This window comes from Marinomonas sp. G8-14 (assembly GCF_055808935.1).
The window spans coordinates 3,200,693-3,218,498 of sequence record NZ_CM147891.1 but is presented as its reverse complement, the minus strand read 5'-3'; the positions used below and the strand labels follow the sequence as shown (position 1 = coordinate 3,218,498).

General features: G+C 45.2%; 28 protein-coding genes and 1 pseudogene. 28 read left to right on the top strand and 1 reads right to left on the bottom strand.

Features of this window, described 5'->3' with window-relative positions; genetic code table 11:
• Window positions 1-16: 16 nt before the first annotated feature.
• From rplC to rplQ, 27 genes and pseudogenes are all read left to right on the top strand, one after another.
• The gene (gene rplC, locus AC0L6V_RS16490; protein WP_111639792.1) at window positions 17-655 is read left to right on the top strand and encodes a 50S ribosomal protein L3; all 639 of its coding nucleotides are present in this window, start codon (window positions 17-19) and stop codon (window positions 653-655) included.
• A 12-nt stretch (window positions 656-667) separates the two neighbouring features.
• Window positions 668-1,273 carry a 50S ribosomal protein L4 gene (gene rplD, locus AC0L6V_RS16485; protein ID WP_111608629.1) on the top strand — a complete coding sequence of 202 codons (606 nt, stop codon included), beginning with the start codon at window positions 668-670 and terminating at the stop codon, window positions 1,271-1,273.
• The gene (rplW, locus tag AC0L6V_RS16480) at window positions 1,270-1,566 is read left to right on the top strand and encodes a 50S ribosomal protein L23 (RefSeq protein WP_012071934.1); all 297 of its coding nucleotides are present in this window, start codon (window positions 1,270-1,272) and stop codon (window positions 1,564-1,566) included. Before rplD ends, rplW begins: the two co-directional genes overlap by 4 nt.
• A gap of 14 nt (window positions 1,567-1,580) precedes the next feature.
• Window positions 1,581-2,405 carry a 50S ribosomal protein L2 gene (rplB, locus tag AC0L6V_RS16475; protein WP_111608630.1) on the top strand — a complete coding sequence of 275 codons (825 nt, stop codon included), beginning with the start codon at window positions 1,581-1,583 and terminating at the stop codon, window positions 2,403-2,405.
• Window positions 2,406-2,420: 15 nt separating this feature from the next.
• Window positions 2,421-2,696 (top strand): 30S ribosomal protein S19, encoded by a 276-nt coding sequence (rpsS, locus tag AC0L6V_RS16470; RefSeq protein WP_012071932.1) that lies wholly within the window; start codon window positions 2,421-2,423, stop codon window positions 2,694-2,696.
• Between the two features lie 14 nt (window positions 2,697-2,710).
• Complete coding sequence (rplV, locus tag AC0L6V_RS16465) at window positions 2,711-3,043, top strand: 50S ribosomal protein L22 (protein WP_110577367.1); 333 nt, start codon at window positions 2,711-2,713, stop codon at window positions 3,041-3,043.
• Between the two features lie 14 nt (window positions 3,044-3,057).
• Window positions 3,058-3,738, top strand: coding sequence for a 30S ribosomal protein S3 (rpsC, locus tag AC0L6V_RS16460; RefSeq protein WP_265219467.1), 681 nt, complete (start codon window positions 3,058-3,060; stop codon window positions 3,736-3,738).
• A gap of 10 nt (window positions 3,739-3,748) precedes the next feature.
• The gene (gene rplP, locus AC0L6V_RS16455; protein ID WP_012071929.1) at window positions 3,749-4,162 is read left to right on the top strand and encodes a 50S ribosomal protein L16; all 414 of its coding nucleotides are present in this window, start codon (window positions 3,749-3,751) and stop codon (window positions 4,160-4,162) included.
• Window positions 4,163-4,354, top strand: coding sequence for a 50S ribosomal protein L29 (rpmC, locus tag AC0L6V_RS16450; protein WP_012071928.1), 192 nt, complete (start codon window positions 4,163-4,165; stop codon window positions 4,352-4,354).
• 1 nt (window position 4,355) lies between these two features.
• Window positions 4,356-4,616, top strand: coding sequence for a 30S ribosomal protein S17 (gene rpsQ, locus AC0L6V_RS16445; RefSeq protein ID WP_013797833.1), 261 nt, complete (start codon window positions 4,356-4,358; stop codon window positions 4,614-4,616).
• A gap of 51 nt (window positions 4,617-4,667) precedes the next feature.
• Window positions 4,668-5,036: a 50S ribosomal protein L14 gene (gene rplN, locus AC0L6V_RS16440; protein WP_067020125.1), complete on the top strand. Its 369-nt coding sequence runs from the start codon at window positions 4,668-4,670 to the stop codon at window positions 5,034-5,036.
• A gap of 17 nt (window positions 5,037-5,053) precedes the next feature.
• Complete coding sequence (gene rplX, locus AC0L6V_RS16435; RefSeq protein ID WP_111608633.1) at window positions 5,054-5,371, top strand: 50S ribosomal protein L24; 318 nt, start codon at window positions 5,054-5,056, stop codon at window positions 5,369-5,371.
• A gap of 17 nt (window positions 5,372-5,388) precedes the next feature.
• The gene (gene rplE / locus AC0L6V_RS16430) at window positions 5,389-5,928 is read left to right on the top strand and encodes a 50S ribosomal protein L5 (RefSeq protein WP_111608634.1); all 540 of its coding nucleotides are present in this window, start codon (window positions 5,389-5,391) and stop codon (window positions 5,926-5,928) included.
• A gap of 12 nt (window positions 5,929-5,940) precedes the next feature.
• Window positions 5,941-6,246, top strand: a complete 306-nt coding sequence (rpsN, locus tag AC0L6V_RS16425) for a 30S ribosomal protein S14 (protein ID WP_012071923.1) — start codon at window positions 5,941-5,943, stop codon at window positions 6,244-6,246.
• Window positions 6,247-6,377: 131 nt separating this feature from the next.
• Entirely contained in the window at window positions 6,378-6,770 is a 393-nt protein-coding gene (gene rpsH / locus AC0L6V_RS16420; RefSeq protein WP_265219466.1) for a 30S ribosomal protein S8, read from the top strand.
• 8 nt (window positions 6,771-6,778) lie between these two features.
• Window positions 6,779-7,312, top strand: a complete 534-nt coding sequence (gene rplF / locus AC0L6V_RS16415; RefSeq protein ID WP_265219465.1) for a 50S ribosomal protein L6 — start codon at window positions 6,779-6,781, stop codon at window positions 7,310-7,312.
• A gap of 10 nt (window positions 7,313-7,322) precedes the next feature.
• Complete coding sequence (rplR, locus tag AC0L6V_RS16410; RefSeq protein WP_111608637.1) at window positions 7,323-7,673, top strand: 50S ribosomal protein L18; 351 nt, start codon at window positions 7,323-7,325, stop codon at window positions 7,671-7,673.
• 10 nt (window positions 7,674-7,683) lie between these two features.
• Window positions 7,684-8,184 (top strand): 30S ribosomal protein S5, encoded by a 501-nt coding sequence (rpsE, locus tag AC0L6V_RS16405; RefSeq protein WP_111608638.1) that lies wholly within the window; start codon window positions 7,684-7,686, stop codon window positions 8,182-8,184.
• A gap of 6 nt (window positions 8,185-8,190) precedes the next feature.
• Window positions 8,191-8,376, top strand: coding sequence for a 50S ribosomal protein L30 (rpmD, locus tag AC0L6V_RS16400; protein WP_111608639.1), 186 nt, complete (start codon window positions 8,191-8,193; stop codon window positions 8,374-8,376).
• A gap of 1 nt (window position 8,377) precedes the next feature.
• On the top strand, window positions 8,378-8,812 hold the full coding sequence (gene rplO / locus AC0L6V_RS16395) for a 50S ribosomal protein L15 (protein ID WP_111608640.1): 435 nt from the start codon (window positions 8,378-8,380) through the stop codon (window positions 8,810-8,812).
• Window positions 8,813-10,145, top strand: a pseudogene (gene secY, locus AC0L6V_RS16390) (preprotein translocase subunit SecY). It abuts the gene before it with no gap.
• Between the two features lie 20 nt (window positions 10,146-10,165).
• A complete protein-coding gene (gene rpmJ / locus AC0L6V_RS16385; RefSeq protein ID WP_012071915.1) occupies window positions 10,166-10,279 on the top strand; it encodes a 50S ribosomal protein L36 in 114 nt (37 codons plus the stop codon).
• A gap of 128 nt (window positions 10,280-10,407) precedes the next feature.
• Window positions 10,408-10,764 carry a 30S ribosomal protein S13 gene (gene rpsM / locus AC0L6V_RS16380; protein ID WP_265219461.1) on the top strand — a complete coding sequence of 119 codons (357 nt, stop codon included), beginning with the start codon at window positions 10,408-10,410 and terminating at the stop codon, window positions 10,762-10,764.
• Window positions 10,765-10,830: 66 nt separating this feature from the next.
• A complete protein-coding gene (rpsK, locus tag AC0L6V_RS16375; RefSeq protein ID WP_418138437.1) occupies window positions 10,831-11,223 on the top strand; it encodes a 30S ribosomal protein S11 in 393 nt (130 codons plus the stop codon).
• A gap of 16 nt (window positions 11,224-11,239) precedes the next feature.
• Window positions 11,240-11,860 (top strand): 30S ribosomal protein S4, encoded by a 621-nt coding sequence (rpsD, locus tag AC0L6V_RS16370; protein WP_111608643.1) that lies wholly within the window; start codon window positions 11,240-11,242, stop codon window positions 11,858-11,860.
• A gap of 33 nt (window positions 11,861-11,893) precedes the next feature.
• Window positions 11,894-12,898 (top strand): DNA-directed RNA polymerase subunit alpha, encoded by a 1,005-nt coding sequence (locus tag AC0L6V_RS16365; protein ID WP_111608644.1) that lies wholly within the window; start codon window positions 11,894-11,896, stop codon window positions 12,896-12,898.
• 42 nt (window positions 12,899-12,940) lie between these two features.
• Entirely contained in the window at window positions 12,941-13,318 is a 378-nt protein-coding gene (gene rplQ / locus AC0L6V_RS16360; protein ID WP_111608645.1) for a 50S ribosomal protein L17, read from the top strand.
• A 134-nt stretch (window positions 13,319-13,452) separates the two neighbouring features.
• Here the strand turns inward: rplQ and uvrA are convergent, their stop codons facing one another.
• The gene (gene uvrA, locus AC0L6V_RS16355; protein WP_418138436.1) at window positions 13,453-16,275 is read right to left on the bottom strand and encodes an excinuclease ABC subunit UvrA; all 2,823 of its coding nucleotides are present in this window, start codon (window positions 16,273-16,275) and stop codon (window positions 13,453-13,455) included.
• Between the two features lie 157 nt (window positions 16,276-16,432).
• On the opposite strand from uvrA, the gene AC0L6V_RS16350 reads away from it, so the two are divergent.
• Complete coding sequence (locus AC0L6V_RS16350; protein WP_265219455.1) at window positions 16,433-17,791, top strand: MFS transporter; 1,359 nt, start codon at window positions 16,433-16,435, stop codon at window positions 17,789-17,791.
• Window positions 17,792-17,806 lie beyond the last annotated feature (15 nt).

Here is a 17,806-nt window from a genome sequence, read left to right as displayed (position 1 = left end):
GCAAATGAGGTAAAAAATGGCTATTCAATTAGTCGGACGCAAAGCCGGAATGACACGTATCTTCACTGAAGAAGGTGTATCCGTGCCAGTAACCGTCATCGAGGTTGAACCGAACCGCGTTACTCAGGTGAAAACAGCAGAAACTGACGGCTACCAAGCTGTTCAAGTCACTGTTGGTACTCGCCGTTCGAGCCGCGTTAACAAAGCTGCTGCAGGTCATTATGCAAAAGCAAATGTTGAAGCAGGTCGTGGTTTGTGGGAGTTCCGCCTGTCAGGTGATGAAAAAGAAATCAATGTTGGTGATGAGCTAACTGTAGCTGATTTCGAATCTATCCAAATGGTTGATGTAACTGGTCAATCAAAGGGTAAAGGGTTTCAAGGTGCCATTAAGCGTCATAATTTCCGTACGCAAGATGCTACACATGGTAACTCATTGTCTCACCGTGCACCTGGTTCTATCGGCCAATGTCAAACACCTGGTCGTGTTTGGAAAGGCAAGAAGATGGCTGGCCATATGGGTGCTGCACAAGTCACTACGCAATCACTAGAAGTGGTTCGTGTAGACACAGAACGTAACCTTATCCTAGTGAAAGGTGCCGTGCCTGGTGCTGTAAATGGTGATGTTATTCTTCAATCAGCTGTTAAAGCTCGCTAAGAGGGGTAGACAATGAACTTGAATCTAACAGGCGCGGAAGGAACGGTAGAAGTTTCTGATGTAGCCTTTGCTCGTGAATACAACGAAGCGTTGGTTCACCAAGTAGTTACATCTTACTTGGCTGGCGCTCGTCAAGGCTCACGTGCACAGAAAACACGCTCTGAAGTAGCAGGTGGTGGACGCAAACCTTGGAAACAAAAAGGTTCTGGTCGTGCGCGCGCAGGTACTATCCGTAGCCCTCTATGGCGCTCTGGTGGTGTTACTTTCGCTGCTAAACCACAAGATCACTCTCAGAAAGTGAACAAGAAGATGTACCGTGCAGCAATGCGCACCATCTGGTCTGAACTTGTACGTCAAGACCGTCTTGTTGTTGTTGAAGAACTTAAATTGGAAGCTCCAAAAACTAAGCTCTTCATAGCAAAAATGGCAGAATTGAATATTGAGAACGCTTTGATTGTTTCTGATCAATTGGATGACAATTTATTCCTAGCGGCTCGCAACATTCCTAACGTAGATGTACGTGATGCAGCGTCTATCGACCCTGTTAGCTTGATTGCTTACGACAAAGTGTTGGTGACAGTTGGTGCTCTGAAACAAGTTGAGGAGGCACTAGCATGATCGGCGAACGTATTTATAAAGTTCTGTTGGGTCCGCACATTTCCGAAAAAGCAACGATCGTGGCCGAAGGCAATGGTCAGTATGTTTTTCGTGTAACTGGTGATGCAACGAAACCTGAAATCAAACAAGCTATCGAAGCGCTTTTTGAAGTCAAAGTTGAGTCTGTTCGCACGTTGAACCATAAAGGTAAAACAAAGCGTACAGTTCGTGGTCTAGGTAAGCGTAAAGACGTGAAAAAAGCGTATGTACGTTTGGCTGAAGGTCAAGACATTGATTTCATGGTCGCTGAATAAGGGGAGATAGGTCAATGGCTGTTGTTAAAAGTAAGCCAACGTCTGCAGGCCGTCGTCACGTTGTTAAAGTTACCAACAACGATTTGCACAAAGGCGCGCCATATGCACCTTTGCTAGACACAAAAAGCAAATCTGGTGGACGTAACAATAACGGACGCATCACTACGCGTCACGTAGGTGGTGGTCATAAGCAGCATTACCGTATGGTTGATTTTCGTCGTAACAAAGATGGAATTTCTGCGGTAGTTGAGCGTTTGGAATATGATCCAAACCGTTCTGCAAATATTGCATTAATTAGATATGCTGATGGTGAGCGTCGTTACATTATCGCTTCCAAAGGTATGGTTGCTGGCAATGTTGTTTTTAGTGGTGCAGATGCGCCTATCAAATCAGGTAATACTTTGCCTCTGCAAAATATTCCAGTTGGTAGTACCGTACACTGTGTCGAGCTTAAGCCAGGTAAGGGTGCACAAGTTGCGCGTTCCGCTGGTGCTTCTGCTCAGCTAGTTGCTCGTGAAGGTCGTTACGTTACTCTTCGCCTACGTTCAGGTGAAATGCGTAAAGTATTGACAGAATGTCGCGCTACTTTAGGTGAAGTATCAAACTCTGAGCATAGCTTACGAGTTCTTGGTAAAGCTGGTGCTACGCGTTGGCGTGGTGTTCGTCCTACCGTTCGCGGTGCGGCGATGAACCCAGTGGATCACCCACATGGTGGTGGTGAAGGTCGTAGCAAAGGTGGTCGTCACCCAGTTACGCCATGGGGTGTGCCTACTAAAGGGTACAAAACGCGCAGCAACAAGCGTACTGATAAACTTATTGTACGTCGCCGTACTAAGTAATAAGAGGAAACGACTGTGCCACGTTCACTAAAAAAAGGTCCTTTTATCGACCTTCATTTGTTGAAAAAGGTAGAGGCTGCGGTAGAGAAAAATGATCGTCGTCCAATTAAAACTTGGTCACGCCGTTCTACTATCTTCCCTGATTTTGTAGGGTTGACTATCGCTGTCCATAATGGTCGCCAGCATGTTCCAGTTCTAGTAACTGAAGATATGGTCGGTCATAAATTGGGTGAGTTCGCTCCGACCCGTACATATCGTGGTCATGCTGCGGACAAGAAAGCCAAACGGTAATAAGGGGTATTAACATGAGTGAAGTAAGCGCTTCATTGAAGGGTGCTCGCCTCTCAGCGCAGAAGGCCCGTTTGGTTGTAGATCAAATCCGCGGCAAATCTGTTAGCGAAGCACTGAACATTTTAACGTTCAGTCCTAAAAAGGCGGCAGTAATTGTCAAGAAAGTACTAGAGTCTGCTATAGCTAACGCTGAGCATAACGAAGGTGCTGATGTAGATGACTTGCGTGTGTCTACGGCTTACGTTGATGAGGCTATGACTCTGAAACGTATTATGCCACGTGCCAAAGGCCGTGCTGACCGTATTCTAAAACGCGGTTGCCATATTACAGTTAAAGTCGCTGACTAATTAGGAGAAACCCAATGGGTCAGAAGGTTCATCCAACTGGTATACGCCTAGGGATAGTTAAAGATCATACTTCTACTTGGTATGCGAATAATCAAAACTACTCTAAGCTGTTATTAAATGATCTTCGAGTTCGTGAGTACTTGGAGAAAAAATTGGTTCAGGCTTCTGTTTCTCGTATCGAGATTCAGCGTCCTGCTCAGACAGCCCGTATTACAATTCACACTGCCCGTCCGGGTATCGTGATTGGTAAGAAAGGCGAAGATGTTGAGAAACTACGTAATGCAGTTTCTGAAATGATGGGCGTACCTGTCCACATTAACATCGAAGAAATTCGTAAGCCTGAAATGGATGCGAAATTGGTTGCGCAGAATATTGCAAGCCAACTTGAGCGTCGCGTTATGTTCCGTCGTGCTATGAAGCGCGCAGTACAAAATGCTATGCGTGCAGGCGCAAAAGGGATCAAGGTTCAGGTAAGTGGTCGTTTAGGCGGTGCAGAGATTGCACGTGCTGAGTGGTACCGTGAAGGCCGCGTGCCTCTACACACTCTACGCGCTGACATTGACTACGCTACTTATGAAGCATCTACAACTTACGGCATCATTGGCGTTAAAGTGTGGATCTTCAAAGGCGAAATCTTGGGCGGTATTGAACAAGTGCGAGCTGATAAAGGCGCACAAAAGAAGAAGTCTAAGTAGGGGGTAAGTCATGTTACAACCGAAACGTACTAAGTTCCGTAAGATGCAAAAAGGCCGTAACCGCGGTCTTGCTCTTCGCGGAAACCAAGTTAGCTTTGGTGAATTCGGATTGAAGTCCACTGAACGTGGTCGTCTTACTGCTCGTCAAATTGAAGCGGCGCGTCGTGCAATGACTCGTCATATCAAACGTGGCGGTAGAATCTGGATTCGTGTGTTCCCTGATAAGCCGATTACTCAGAAGCCTCTTGAGGTTCGTCAGGGTAAAGGTAAGGGTAGCGTAGAATACTGGGTTGCGCAGATCCAACCAGGAAAAATGCTTTATGAAGTTGAGGGTGTTTCAGAGCAGTTAGCACGCGAAGCGTTTGCGTTAGCTGCAGCTAAGCTTCCTCTGTCCACAACTTTCGTAACGCGTACGGTGATGTAGATGAAAGCAAAAGAAATGCAAGAAAAGTCTGTAGCTGAGCTACAAGCGACCTTGATTGAACTACTACGTGAGCAATTTACTCTGCGTATGCAGAAGGCCACTGGTCAGTTAGCGCAAACTCATTTGCTCTCGCAAGTTCGCCGCAATATCGCACGTGTTAAAACCGTGCTTAATGATAAGGCAGGTAACTAAGATGGCAGAAACAAAAGCGCGTACCGCTACTGGTAAAGTAGTTAGCGACAAGATGGATAAAACCATTACGGTACTTGTTGAGCGTACAGAGAAACACCCTTTATACGGTAAGTTTGTTCGTCGTTCGACTAAATTACACGCTCATGATGAAAACAATGAATGTCAGATCGGTGATACCGTTAAGGTTGTGGAAACACGCCCTTACTCTAAGTCTAAGACTTGGAATCTGGTTCAAGTTGTTGAGAAAGCAGCAGCTGTATAAGCTGCTCCTTCCTTCGTGAGACTTGTTATCTAATTTGATTGGAGAGCAGAAATGATTCAAACAGAATCGATGCTTGATGTTGCAGATAACAGCGGCGCAAAGCGTGTTCAGTGTATTAAAGTACTGGGTGGCTCACATCGTCGTTATGCTGCTATCGGTGACATTATTAAGGTCACAGTGAAAGAAGCGATCCCTCGTGGTCGTGTTAAAAAAGGGCAGGTTCTTAACGCAGTTGTCGTTAGAACTAAGAAAGGTGTTCGTCGTTCTGATGGCTCAGTAATCCGTTTTGATGTAAACTCTGCGGTTCTATTGAATGCTTCAGGACAGCCTATTGGTACTCGTATCTTTGGCCCTGTAACACGTGAATTGCGTACAGAGCAGTTCATGAAAATTGTTTCTCTTGCACCTGAAGTGCTGTAAGAGGGAGAGGGGACATTATGCGTAAAATCAAACGTAACGACGAAGTTATCGTGATTGCTGGTAAAGATAAAGGCAAACGCGGTAAAGTTGTTAAGGTAGTAGACGAAAACCGAGTTCTTGTTTCTGGCATTAATACTGTTAAGAAACACGAGAAACCAAACCCTATGAAGGGTTCAACTGGTGGTATCGTTGAACAAGAAGCACCTATCCAGGTTTCCAACGTAGCCATTTTTAACAGTGCTACAGGTAAAGCGGATCGCGTCGGCTTTAAATTGAACGAAGACGGTACGAAAGTGCGTGTTTTTAAATCAAATAGTGAAGCGATCGACGCCTAAGAGCGAGAATTATAGCCATGGCGAGACTTAAGCAAGTTTATAAAGATCAAGTTGTAGCAAAACTTACAGAAGAGTTTGGTTACAAAAACGTGATGGAAGTGCCTAAAATCACTAAAATCACTTTAAATATGGGTGTTGGTGAAGCAATCGCAGACAAGAAACTTCTTGAGCATGCGGTAAATGATCTTCAAGCACTTAGCGGCCAGAAAGTAGTAGTAACTAAGGCTCGTAAATCTGTAGCAGGCTTTAAAATCCGTGACGGTTACCCGATCGGTTGTAAAGTGACGCTACGTGGCGACCGTATGTGGGATTTCTTTGACCGTTTGGTTGATGTAGCTATCCCACGTATTCGTGACTTCCGTGGACTTAATCCTAAGTCTTTTGACGGTCGCGGTAACTACAGTATGGGTGTTAAAGAGCAAATCATCTTCCCTGAAATCGACTACGATAAAGTAGACCGTGTACGTGGTATGGATATTACCATTACAACGACTGCTCGTACCGACGAAGAAGGTCGTGCTTTGCTAGCCGCCTTTAGTTTCCCTTTCAAGAAATAAGAGGTAGGAATCATGGCTAAAGTATCAATGATTCAGCGCGAAGCAAAACGTACCAAATTAGTAGCTAAGTTCGCTGAAAAGCGTGCTGCTCTAAAAGCGATCATTAGCGACGTTAATGCATCGGACGATGAAAAGTGGGAAGCGACGCTTAAATTGCAAGCGCTTCCACGCGATTCATCTTCTTCTCGTCAGCGTAATCGTTGCCAAATCACAGGTCGTCCGCACGGTGTATACCGTCGCTTCGGTCTGTCTCGTATCAAACTGCGTGAAGCAGCGATGCGTGGTGACGTACCAGGCTTGAAGAAAGCTAGTTGGTAAGCAAGTAGAGCGCGATCATAATACATGGCAGTGAGTGGGGTGTCTAAATACTGGACATTCTGCTCGCTGCTGTGTACTATGCGCGAGCCTCTATTTGCTGCACAATGGTTTTTAAATTAGGAGCCTCTTAAATGAGTATGCAAGATACCCTTGCGGATATGTTTACACGTATTCGTAATGCCCAGATGGCTGCGAAGTCTTCTGTGAGTATGCCTTCATCAAAAATGAAAGCATCTATTGCTGCTGTTCTACGCGAAGAAGGTTACGTAGGTGACTTCTCTGTAGACGAAGCAGTGAAACCAACGCTTACAATCGAGTTGAAATACTACGAAGGTAAGCCAGTTATCGAACAAATCAAACGCGCATCTCGCCCAAGTTTGCGTCAATACAAAGGCACAGCATCACTACCTAAAGTAGAAGCTGGTCTTGGTGTTGCAATCATCTCTACCTCTAAAGGTGTGATGACAGACCGTGCAGCTCGTGCTGCTGGTATCGGTGGCGAAGTAATCTGCACAGTATTCTAGGAGTTAGTATGTCTCGAGTTGCTAATAGTCCCGTGACGCTTCCTAGTGGTGTAGATTTAACCCTAAATGGACAAACTGTCGTTGTTAAAGGCGGTAAAGGTTCTTTAGAGTTTAATGTTCACACAAGCGTACAAGTGTCTAAAGAAGAAAATGTTATTACCTTCGCTGCGCGCGATGGTGCAAAACAAAGCCGTGCCTTAGCTGGTACAACTCGTGCTTTGGTTAACAACATGGTTGTTGGTGTTAGTCAGGGTTTTGAGAAAAGATTGCTTCTTCAAGGTGTTGGTTACCGTGCTGCGCTTAAAGGCAACGTGCTTAACCTATCTCTGGGTTTCTCTCACCCAGTTGATTATGAACTACCTGAAGGCATCACAGCTGAATGTGCTTCTCAAACAGAAATCGTGATTCGTGGCATTGATAAACAAGCCGTTGGTCAGGTTGCTGCAGAAGTTCGCGGTTTCCGTCCACCAGAGCCATATAAAGGCAAAGGTGTTCGCTATGCTGACGAGATTATTCGTCGTAAAGAAGCTAAGAAGAAGTAGGTAGACATTCATGAACACTAAAAAACAATCTCGGATTCGTCGTGCACGTCGTGCTCGTTTGCATATTCGTGACTTAGGTGCGAATCGTCTTACTGTACATCGCACACCACGCCATATGTATGCTCAAGTGATTTCTCCTTGTGGAAGTAAAGTGCTAGCAAGCGCTTCTACACTTGAAGAAGCTCTTCGTGGCTCAGCGACTGGTAACAAAGCAGCGGCTAAAGAAGTCGGTACTTTGATTGCTGCTCGCGCTAAAGAAGCAGGTGTCACTTCGGTCGCTTTTGACCGTTCTGGCTTCAAATATCATGGTCGCGTTCAGGTTCTTGCTGACGCTGCACGTGAAGCCGGTCTAGAGTTCTAAGGGGTAGCAAATGGCAGTTAATGATCAACAAACTAGCGACCTCCAAGAGAAGCTAGTACAAGTAAACCGCGTTGCTAAAGTAGTGAAAGGTGGTCGTATCTTCTCTTTCACAGCTTTGACAGTCGTTGGTGATGGTAAAGGTAAGGTTGGCTTCGGTCGCGGTAAAGCGCGTGAAGTTCCTCAAGCAATTCAAAAAGCTATGGAACAAGCTCGCCGTAACATGATTTCTGTTAAGCTTGATGGCGATACACTTCAGTATCCAGTTAAAGCAAATCATGGTGCGTCTAATGTTTACATGCAGCCTGCGTCTCAAGGTACTGGTATCATAGCCGGTGGTGCAATGCGTGCGGTTCTAGAAATCGCTGGCGTTCACAACGTATTGGCAAAATGTTACGGTTCTACAAACCCAGTAAACGTAGTTCGCGCTACGATCAAAGGTTTGCAGGATATGAAAGCACCTGAACAAATCGCGGCTAAACGCGGTAAGTCAGTCGATCAAATTTTGGGGTAATGTGTTATGGCGAATAATACCATCACAGTTCAACTAACCCGCAGCCCGATCGGTCGTCTTCCAAAGCACCGTGAAACTGTTAAAGGCTTGGGTTTGCGTAAAGTTGGCCAAACTCGTCAGTTGGAAGATACTCCTTCTGTACGTGGTATGGTTAATAAAGTTTATTACATGGTTAAAGTGGTAGGGGAATAACATGTTCTTAAATACACTTCGTCCTGGCGAAGGTAGCAAGCATGCTCCTAAACGTGTTGGTCGCGGCATTGGTAGCGGCTTGGGCAAAACCGGCGGACGAGGCCATAAAGGTCTTAAATCTCGCTCTGGTGGCTCAGTAAAACCTGGTTTTGAAGGTGGTCAAATGCCTTTGCAGCGTCGTCTGCCAAAATTCGGTTTTACTTCACGTCAGGCAAAGTATGTTGCTGAGGTTCGTTTAAACGAGCTTGCTGCTGTAAATGCTGAAGTTGTAGATTTGGCTGCTCTTAAAGGCGCCGACATTCTTGGTCATCAGATTAAGACAGCTCGTGTAATCTTGTCAGGCTCAATCGACAAAGCGGTTACCGTTCGTGGTCTTAAAGTGACTAAAGGTGCTCGTGCCGCTATTGAAGCAGCTGGCGGAAAAGTCGAGGAATAAATGGCAAAGCGTGGCTCACTACCAGCTGGAATGCAAAACGGATTAGGCGAGCTTTGGGCATCGTATCCGTTTCGTGTTTTTGGCAATTATTGTATACCGAATTGGTGCACATATTCCTGTTCCGGGTATTAACCCTGATAGGTTATCAGCCCTGTTTGATCAAAATGAAGGCACTATTCTGAGTTTATTTAACGTATTCTCAGGGGGCGCGCTCGAACGCATGAGTATTCTTGCGCTTGGGATTTTGCCCTATATTTCTGCTTCAATTATCATGCAGTTATTGACGGTTGTGAGTCCGCAGCTAGAGCAGCTTAAGAAAGAGGGTGAAGCGGGTCGTCGTAAGATTACTCAGTACACTCGTTACGGTACGGTGCTTCTTGCTCTTATTCAGTCTGCCAGTATGGCGGTTGGTTTGGCAAGCCAAGGTATCTCGTTTAGTAGCGGCATTGAGTTCTATGCTGTTGCTGTCGTGACGCTTGTTGCTGGTACTGTTTTCTTAATGTGGTTAGGTGAGCAAGTTACTGAGAAAGGGATTGGTAATGGTATTTCCATATTAATCTTTGCAGGTATCGTTGCTGGCTTGCCTTCTGCTTTAGGTCGTTCGTTTGAATCGGCTCGTCAAGGCGATATAAATATTTTAGCTTTGTTGTTGATTGGTATATTGGCCATTGCGACGATTGCGTTTGTTGTTTTCATCGAACGTGGTCAGCGTCGTATAACGGTTAATTATGCTAAGCGTCAGCAAGGCAAAAAGGTGTTTGCCGCACAAAAGAGTCATTTGCCGCTTAAGGTGAATATGGCCGGGGTTATTCCGCCTATATTTGCTTCAAGTATCCTTCTTTTTCCAGCTTCGATTGGACAATGGTTCGGTCAAGGTGAGGGGATGGAATGGTTGCAAAATACCTCTTTGGCTCTAGCTCCTGGGCAACCGCTCTATGTGCTGTTGTTTGCGATAGCAATTGTATTCTTTTGCTTCTTCTATACAGCGCTAGTGTTCAATCCTAAAGATGTGGCAGATAACTTGAAAAAATCCGGTGCTTTTTTACCGGGTATTCGTCCAGGCGATCATACAGCTCGATATATTGATGGTGTAATGACTCGTTTGACACTGTTTGGTGCTTTATACATCACGCTTGTGTCACTGATGCCTCAGTTCTTTGTTGTTGCGTGGAATGTTCCATTCTACTTTGGCGGTACCTCTATGTTAATCGTAGTCGTTGTTGTCATGGACTTTATGTCGCAAGTTCAAAGTCATTTGATGAGTCAGCAATACGAATCATTAATGAAGAAATCTAATCTGACTGGTTATGGTCCAAATGGCCTAATGCGCTGAGCGTAAGGTTGGAGTTGAACATGAAAGTACGTGCATCTGTAAAGAAAATCTGTCGTAACTGCAAAATCGTTCGTCGTAACGGTTCAGTTCGAGTGATTTGCGTTGAACCTCGTCACAAACAGCGTCAAGGTTAATCGCGAGTTTGCTTGATGACAGGAAAGGGTGGTTGATTTATGGCCTAAAGATAGGCATAATCAGCCGCCCTCATGAAAGTAAAGTGATGAATTATCATTTAATCATCAATAACAACGGAGTAAAATGAATGGCTCGTATAGCCGGTGTCAATATTCCTGACAATAAACATGCGGTCATTTCTCTGACTTACATCTTCGGAATTGGTCGCACTCGTTCACGCGCAATCTGCGCTGCTGCGGGTGTAGCTGAAACTGCGAAAATTGGTTCATTAAGTGACGAAGTCCTTGATGAGCTTCGTGGCCAAGTTGCTAAGTACACTGTAGAGGGTGACTTACGTCGTGAAGTCAGTATGTCTATCAAACGTTTGATGGACCTAGGTTGTAATCGCGGGATTCGTCATCGCCGCAGCCTACCTGTTCGTGGTCAACGTACCAAAACGAACGCTCGTACACGAAAAGGCCCACGTAAGCCTATTCGTAAGTAATATAAACGCGTTTCGCTCTAGCCACAAAGTTTGCTAGAGCTGAGCATTAAATAGGAAAAGTGCAATATGGCTAAGCCAGCTACGCGCAACACCAAGAAAAAAGTCAAAAAGACGGTCGTCGACGGTGTTGCTCATGTACACGCGTCATTTAACAATACGATCGTGACTATCACTGACCGCCAAGGCAATGCTTTGTCTTGGGCTACTGCCGGTGGTTCTGGTTTTCGCGGATCTCGTAAAAGTACTCCTTTCGCAGCTCAAGTAGCCGCGGAACGTGCCGGTGCTGTCGCACAAGAGTTCGGCCTTAAAAACGTTGACGTAATGATTAAGAGCACAGGTCCTGGTCGTGAGTCCGCAGTTCGTGCATTGAATGCATTGGGCTTGCGTATCAATAACATCACAGATGTGACGCCAATTCCGCATAACGGTTGCCGTCCACCTAAGAAACGTCGCGTTTAATTGAGGAGACAGATACATGGCTCGTTATATAGGTCCAACTTGTAAGTTGTCTCGTCGTGAAGGTACCGACTTGCAATTGAAGAGCGGTTCACGCGCTCTTGAGTCGAAATGTAAAGTAGAGACGGTTCCTGGTGTGCATGGTGCACGTCGTGGTCGTCTTTCTGATTACGGCTTGCAATTACGTGAGAAACAAAAAGTACGTCGTATGTACGGTATTCTAGAAAAACAATTCCGTAACTACTACAAATCTGCAGCTCGTCTTAAAGGTGCAACAGGTGAAAACCTTCTGCAACTTTTAGAATCACGTTTAGACAACGTTGTATACCGCGCAGGTTTTGGTTCTACGCGTGCGGAAGCTCGTCAGCTAGTAGGCCATAAAGGTATTCTAGTAAATGGCGCTACGGTTAACATTCCGTCTTACCAAGTTAAAGCTGGTGACGTCGTGTCAATTCGTGAAAAAGCTAAGAAGCAATTGCGTGTACAAAGCGCATTAGAGCTATCTAAAGGTCGTGCACCGATCCATTGGATCGAGGTTGATTCAACTAAACTGGAAGCAACTTACAAAGCTGTTCCAGAGCGTGCCGATTTATCAGCTGAAATTAATGAGAACCTAATTGTCGAACTTTACTCTAAGTAAGTTGGCAATTAGGATTAAGAAATAGGTGGATCTATGCAGCGTTCAGTGAGCGAATTGTTAACCCCACGCAACATTGAAGTTCAGGAACTAGGCAACTGTCGCGCTAAAGTTACACTACAACCGCTAGAGCGTGGTTTTGGTCATACTTTGGGTAACGCTTTGCGCCGTATCCTGCTTTCTTCAATGCCAGGTTGTGCGATTGTTGAAGTTGAAATCGACGGTGTATTACACGAATACAGCGCAATCGAAGGGGTTAAAGAAGATGTAATTGAAATTCTTCTTAACCTGAAAGGAGTTGCGATCGCTCTACACGGGCAAGATGAAGCAACTCTTACTCTAAGTAAAAAAGGTCCCGGTATCGTAACAGCTGGAGATATCCAGTTAGTTGCTGATGCAGAGATCGCTAACCCGGATCATGTTATTGCGCACTTAGACGATACTGCTGAGTTAACGATGCAGATCAAAGTCGCTCGTGGCCGTGGTTATGAGCCTGCTGATGCTCGTGTTGCTGGCGACGATGAGACTCGTCCAATCGGTCGCTTGCAACTGGATGCCTCATTCAGCCCTGTTCGCCGTGTTGCGTACAGTGTCGATAATGCTCGTGTTGAGCAGCGTACAGATTTAGATAAGTTAGTCTTAGACATCGAATCTAATGGTACAATCGATCCTGAAGAAGCAATCCGTCGTGCAGCGACTATTTTGCAACAGCAAATTGCTGTGTTCGTCGCCCTTGAAAGCGAGAGCGAAGCACCTGTTGTAGAAGAAGAGGATGAGATTGATCCAATTTTGCTACGCCCGGTTGATGATCTTGAATTGACCGTTCGCAGTGCTAACTGTTTAAAAGCAGAGAACATTTATTACATCGGTGATTTGATTCAACGCACTGAGGTTGAGCTTCTTAAGACGCCTAACCTAGGTAAGAAGTCGTTAACTGAAATCAAAGATGTTTTAGCACAGCGTGGTTTGTCTTTGGGAATGCGTTTAGAGAATTGGCCACCGGCTAGTTTGAAAGACGATAGCAAAGTTCTAGCTCGCTAGGTCATTGTTCCCTGACCACCGTAGTTTGGTAAGGAATGTAAAATGCGTCATCGTAAGAGTGGACGTCACTTAAACCGTACTAGCTCACATCGTAAAGCGATGTTTAAGAACATGGCTGCTTCTTTGTTCGAACACGAAGTTATCAAGACTACGTTGCCGAAAGCCAAAGAACTACGTCGTGTTGCTGAGCCGTTAATCACATTGGCGAAAGTTGATTCTGTTGCGAATCGTCGCCTTGCCTTTGCTCGTACTCGTAGCAAAGACGCAGTAGGTAAATTGTTCACGGAGCTTGGTCCTCGTTACCAAGCTCGTCCTGGTGGTTATGTTCGCATTCTTAAATGTGGCTTCCGCTCAGGCGACAATGCGCCTATGGCTTATGTTGAATTGGTCGATCGTCCAGTTACAGAAGCCGCTGAGTAATATTAGTCTGTAATAAAAAGCCGAGCTAGGTAACTAGCTCGGCTTTTTTGCATTTAAATTAATGCTTTAACAGCGTATAAAAAAACACCCAATTAAATATGTCTCACTGGGTGTTTGCATTTAGTCAGTCGTAATTAGTTGAGCATCAGTTTTAAAAATCGTCCCGTATGGGATTTCTCTGCTTTTGCAATGTCCTCAGGGGTGCCCTCTGCGATGATATAGCCACCGCCACTGCCTCCTTCTGGTCCTAAATCGACAATCCAGTCAGCCGTTTTTATGACATCAAGATTATGTTCAATGACCACAACTGTGTTACCATGGTCTCTTAAGCGATGAAGTACTTTCAATAGCTGCTCTATGTCTGCGAAGTGTAGACCTGTAGTGGGTTCGTCAAGAATATAGAGCGTTGTCCCAGTGTCTCTTTTAGATAGTTCTTTAGCGAGTTTGACGCGCTGCGCCTCGCCACCCGATAATGTTGTCGCGGCTTGACCGAGGCGGATATAACCTAAACCAACATCCATCAAGGTTTGTAATTTTCGAGCAATAGAAGGGACAGGGTCAAAGAATTCACGTGCATCCTCGATGGTCATTTCAAGGCATTCGTGAATATTCTTGCCCTTATAGTGTATTTCTAAGGTTTCACGGTTGTAACGTTTGCCTTTACAGGTATCGCAAGGGACGTAAATATCTGGCAAAAAGTGCATTTCCACTTTGATTACACCGTCACCCTGACAAGCTTCACAGCGTCCACCTTTGACGTTAAAGCTGAAGCGGCCTGGTTTGTAGCCTCGTGAGCGAGATTCTTGTGTTCCTGAGAACAGCTCCCTCATGGGGGTGAAAATACCAGTATAAGTAGCTGGGTTCGATCTTGGAGTGCGGCCAATTGGGCTTTGATCAATGTCGACACATTTATCGAATAAGTTGAGCCCTTCAATACGCTCATGCGGTGCCGCTTTAAGTGTTGTTGCGCCATTAAGCGCGGTAGCGGCAAGCGGATACAATGTGCCATTTATTAACGTTGACTTGCCTGAGCCAGATACACCAGTAATACAGGTCATTACCCCGACAGGAATTTTTAAATCTACGGTATTTAAGTTATTGCCTGTGGCGCCAATAAGATTAAGAAACTGTTTGTCTTTGGCTGTGTGTCGGATGGCAGGGATTTCAATTTTGCGTTTGCCCGTTAGAAATTGCCCTGTGACGGATTCTGGGCAGTCCATTATGTCTTGTGGTGTGCCGCTAGCAATAATTTGTCCGCCATGAACCCCTGCACCTGGTCCTATGTCGACCACGAAATCCGCAATACGGATAGCGTCTTCGTCATGCTCGACCACAATGACGGTATTACCTAAGTCTCTCAATCTCGTTAAGGTTGCAATAAGCCGTTCATTGTCCCGTTGGTGTAAGCCGATCGAAGGTTCGTCCAATATATACATGACGCCAACCAGACCAGCACCGATTTGGCTGGCAAGGCGGATTCGTTGTGCTTCGCCGCCAGATAGCGAGTCTGCTTTTCGATCGAGTGTTAGATATTCCAAGCCAACGTTTACCAAGAAGGTTAATCGGTCACGAATCTCTTTAAGAATTTTAGAGGCTATCTCTCCACGTGACCCTGGAAGTTCAAGTGTTTCAAAGTACTTCAAGCATTCAGCGATTGGATAGGTCACCACTTCTGGTAGTGTTTGCTCGGCAATAAAGACGTTGCGAGCGGATCGATTGAGTCGAGATCCATGGCAATCTGGACAAGGCTGAATGCTAATGTACTGCGAAAGATCGTCACGTACACTGTCAGATTCTGTTTCATGGTAGCGGCGTTGTAGATTGGGGATAACACCTTCAAACGCATGCGCACGCGTCATTTTGTCGCCGCGTTCATTGATGTAAACAAAATCTATCTTGTCTTTCCCCGAGCCTTGCAGAATGCGTTTTTTGAACTCACTCGGTATGTCTTTGTATTTTGCTTCTATATCAAAACCGTAATGTTTTGCTAGCGCGCTAAGCTGTTGATAGTAGAAAATGCTGCGTCTACCCCAACCGCGAATTGCACCTTCCGCTAAGGTCAAGGTTTCATCTTGAATAATGCGTTCAGGATCAAACATTTGATGTGTGCCAAGGCCATCACAGGTCTGACAGGCACCATTCGGATTGTTAAATGAAAAGAGGCGTGGTTCCAACTCGGTCAGGCTGTAACCGCAGACCGGGCAGGCGAACTTACTGGAAAAAATGTATTCCTCTTTTTCATCATCCATATTGATGACTTTAGCTATGCCGTCGGATAAACCAAGGCACGTTTCAAACGATTCTGCCAAGCGCAATTGTAGGTCAGAGCGTACTTTGAAACGGTCAATAACCACTTCAATTGTATGTTTTTTGTTCTTTTCTAAGGTTGGGGCATCATCGAGATCGACAATAATGCCATTGATTCGTGCGCGGATAAAACCTTTTGAGAGCAAATCGCTAATAGTGTGCAGGTGCTCGCCTTTGCGATCCTTTATAATAGGGGCAAGCAGCATCATCTTAGTGTCTTCTGGTAGCGATATAACTTTATCGACCATTTGTGATATGGTTTGTGCCTCTAGCGGTTCGCCATGATCTGGACAGCGAGGCTGCCCTGCACGAGCAAATAACAATCGTAGATAATCATAGATTTCTGTTATTGTACCGACTGTTGATCGAGGGTTATGGGAAGTTGATTTTTGTTCGATAGAGATAGCAGGGGAAAGGCCTTCAATGTGGTCTATGTCCGGCTTCTCCATCATTGACAAAAATTGTCTTGCGTACGTAGACAATGATTCTACATAGCGACGTTGACCTTCCGCATAGAGTGTATCGAACGCAAGAGAGGATTTGCCCGAGCCAGATAGGCCAGTAATCACCACAAGTTTGTCTCTTGGGATGTCTAGGTCCACATTTTTTAGATTGTGAGTGCGGCCTCCGCGTATGGTAATGGTATCCATGAGTCTCCAATGTGAAGTCGATCAACAGAAAGTAATCTGCTAGTAAATTAAATAACTGTCTATTTTTACAGTAGTTGAAATGGAGCTTCAACGGTATTTTTTGTAAAATTGACAATCTTTTTTCTTAATACCCAAGTTAAACGGTTTAAACCACTTTATGGATCTACTCGAACGTCGTTCAGTTCTTGCTTTAGCGCTGATTTATTTGTTCAGAATGTTGGGCTTGTTTCTCATTATGCCCGTGATCAGTGTCGCCGCTGATGGGCTGACTGGTGCGGATGCTGCCTTAATTGGGACTGCCATTGGTATTTATGGTCTGACTCAAGCGAGTCTGCAAATCCCGATGGGTATGTGGTCTGACAAGATTGGCCGTAAACGCGTCATTATCATCGGACTCCTATTGTTTGCTGTAGGGAGTTTGATTTGTGCCAATGCCAACGACATCAATACCTTGATAGTCGGACGGGCTATTCAGGGTGCCGGCGCGATTGCTAGCACCTTAATGGCATTACTCAGTGATGTGACAAGAGAGCAAAATCGGACGAAGGCGATGGCCATCGTTGGTATCAGTATCGGTGCTTCGTTTATGTTGTCTTTGGTTTTAGGGCCTTGGATTTTTGCTTTGGTCGGACTTTCAGGTTTATTTTATTTATCCTTTGCACTCTCTTTACTGGGTATAGCCTTGATCGTTTTTGCTGTGCCGAATATCGTTCAACATACTTTTCGACGGGACACCACCCCTAGTCTTCAGGCATTAGGTTTGGTACTAAAAGATGCAAAATTACGCTTCTTAAATGTGAGTGTTTTATTACTTCACGCAAGTTTGACGGCATTGTTTGTTACTGTGCCGAACTTATTGATTCAGCAGTTTGGATTGCCCTTGTCACAACATAGCTGGCTATACTTAGCCATCATGGGTTTTGCCTTCGCAGGTATGTTACCATTGGTGATTATCGCTGAATCAAAAGGTAAGACAAAAGCGATCTTGATTGCCGTGATGTTGTTGTTGGGTTTAAGTTCGATATTATTGCAATGGGCGCCCTATTTATGGCTCTTTGGGCTTTTACTGTGGGTTTATTTTGTCGGCTTTAACTCATTAGAGGCCGTGCTGCCCTCACTTCTTAGTAAGTTGGCACCAGTCGGTTATCGCGGTACGGCAATGGGTGTGTTTTCTACCCATCAATTTATGGGTTCATTTTTGGGTGGTGTTTGCGGCGGTTGGCTGCTTCAGAATCACTCGAATAGCGGTGTCTTTTGGGTAGTTGGGGTGGTGTTTTTGGCCTGGTCGCTTGTTTGTGCCGTTCAGCCTGCGCCGCGTCAATTGAGTAGTTTGGCGTTTAGCTTGCCCAATATGACAGATGAAGAAATAACGAAGTTGGCGGATCAACTTGCTGAAATCCAAGGAGTGGAAGGTATGCAAATTTTTAAAGATGAGCAAACGGCTTATCTGAAAGTTGATAAGAAGGTATTAGACAAAGAGGCTTTGGTGCGTCTGGCGCCACAAGTAAGCCTTTAAGTAAAACACTATTCT

Excerpts from the sequence above, each read along its gene's own strand:
- rplC (WP_111639792.1), top strand. The coding sequence starts at position 17 with ATGGCTATTCAATTAGTCGGACGCAAAGCCGGAATGACACGTATCTTC.
- uvrA (WP_418138436.1), bottom strand. The coding sequence starts at position 16,275 with ATGGATACCATTACCATACGCGGAGGCCGCACTCACAATCTAAAAAAT.
- rplW (WP_012071934.1), top strand. The coding sequence starts at position 1,270 with ATGATCGGCGAACGTATTTATAAAGTTCTGTTGGGTCCGCACATTTCC.
- rplF (WP_265219465.1), top strand. The coding sequence starts at position 6,779 with ATGTCTCGAGTTGCTAATAGTCCCGTGACGCTTCCTAGTGGTGTAGAT.
- AC0L6V_RS16365 (WP_111608644.1), top strand. The coding sequence starts at position 11,894 with ATGCAGCGTTCAGTGAGCGAATTGTTAACCCCACGCAACATTGAAGTT.
- rplR (WP_111608637.1), top strand. The coding sequence starts at position 7,323 with ATGAACACTAAAAAACAATCTCGGATTCGTCGTGCACGTCGTGCTCGT.
- rplN (WP_067020125.1), top strand. The coding sequence starts at position 4,668 with ATGATTCAAACAGAATCGATGCTTGATGTTGCAGATAACAGCGGCGCA.
- rpsM (WP_265219461.1), top strand. The coding sequence starts at position 10,408 with ATGGCTCGTATAGCCGGTGTCAATATTCCTGACAATAAACATGCGGTC.
- rplP (WP_012071929.1), top strand. The coding sequence starts at position 3,749 with ATGTTACAACCGAAACGTACTAAGTTCCGTAAGATGCAAAAAGGCCGT.
- rplQ (WP_111608645.1), top strand. The coding sequence starts at position 12,941 with ATGCGTCATCGTAAGAGTGGACGTCACTTAAACCGTACTAGCTCACAT.
- rpsC (WP_265219467.1), top strand. The coding sequence starts at position 3,058 with ATGGGTCAGAAGGTTCATCCAACTGGTATACGCCTAGGGATAGTTAAA.
- rplX (WP_111608633.1), top strand. The coding sequence starts at position 5,054 with ATGCGTAAAATCAAACGTAACGACGAAGTTATCGTGATTGCTGGTAAA.
- rplV (WP_110577367.1), top strand. The coding sequence starts at position 2,711 with ATGAGTGAAGTAAGCGCTTCATTGAAGGGTGCTCGCCTCTCAGCGCAG.
- rpsK (WP_418138437.1), top strand. The coding sequence starts at position 10,831 with ATGGCTAAGCCAGCTACGCGCAACACCAAGAAAAAAGTCAAAAAGACG.
- rpmC (WP_012071928.1), top strand. The coding sequence starts at position 4,163 with ATGAAAGCAAAAGAAATGCAAGAAAAGTCTGTAGCTGAGCTACAAGCG.
- rplO (WP_111608640.1), top strand. The coding sequence starts at position 8,378 with ATGTTCTTAAATACACTTCGTCCTGGCGAAGGTAGCAAGCATGCTCCT.
- rpmD (WP_111608639.1), top strand. The coding sequence starts at position 8,191 with ATGGCGAATAATACCATCACAGTTCAACTAACCCGCAGCCCGATCGGT.
- rplE (WP_111608634.1), top strand. The coding sequence starts at position 5,389 with ATGGCGAGACTTAAGCAAGTTTATAAAGATCAAGTTGTAGCAAAACTT.
- rpsH (WP_265219466.1), top strand. The coding sequence starts at position 6,378 with ATGAGTATGCAAGATACCCTTGCGGATATGTTTACACGTATTCGTAAT.
- rpmJ (WP_012071915.1), top strand. The coding sequence starts at position 10,166 with ATGAAAGTACGTGCATCTGTAAAGAAAATCTGTCGTAACTGCAAAATC.
- rplB (WP_111608630.1), top strand. The coding sequence starts at position 1,581 with ATGGCTGTTGTTAAAAGTAAGCCAACGTCTGCAGGCCGTCGTCACGTT.
- rpsD (WP_111608643.1), top strand. The coding sequence starts at position 11,240 with ATGGCTCGTTATATAGGTCCAACTTGTAAGTTGTCTCGTCGTGAAGGT.
- rpsE (WP_111608638.1), top strand. The coding sequence starts at position 7,684 with ATGGCAGTTAATGATCAACAAACTAGCGACCTCCAAGAGAAGCTAGTA.
- rplD (WP_111608629.1), top strand. The coding sequence starts at position 668 with ATGAACTTGAATCTAACAGGCGCGGAAGGAACGGTAGAAGTTTCTGAT.
- AC0L6V_RS16350 (WP_265219455.1), top strand. The coding sequence starts at position 16,433 with ATGGATCTACTCGAACGTCGTTCAGTTCTTGCTTTAGCGCTGATTTAT.
- rpsN (WP_012071923.1), top strand. The coding sequence starts at position 5,941 with ATGGCTAAAGTATCAATGATTCAGCGCGAAGCAAAACGTACCAAATTA.
- rpsQ (WP_013797833.1), top strand. The coding sequence starts at position 4,356 with ATGGCAGAAACAAAAGCGCGTACCGCTACTGGTAAAGTAGTTAGCGAC.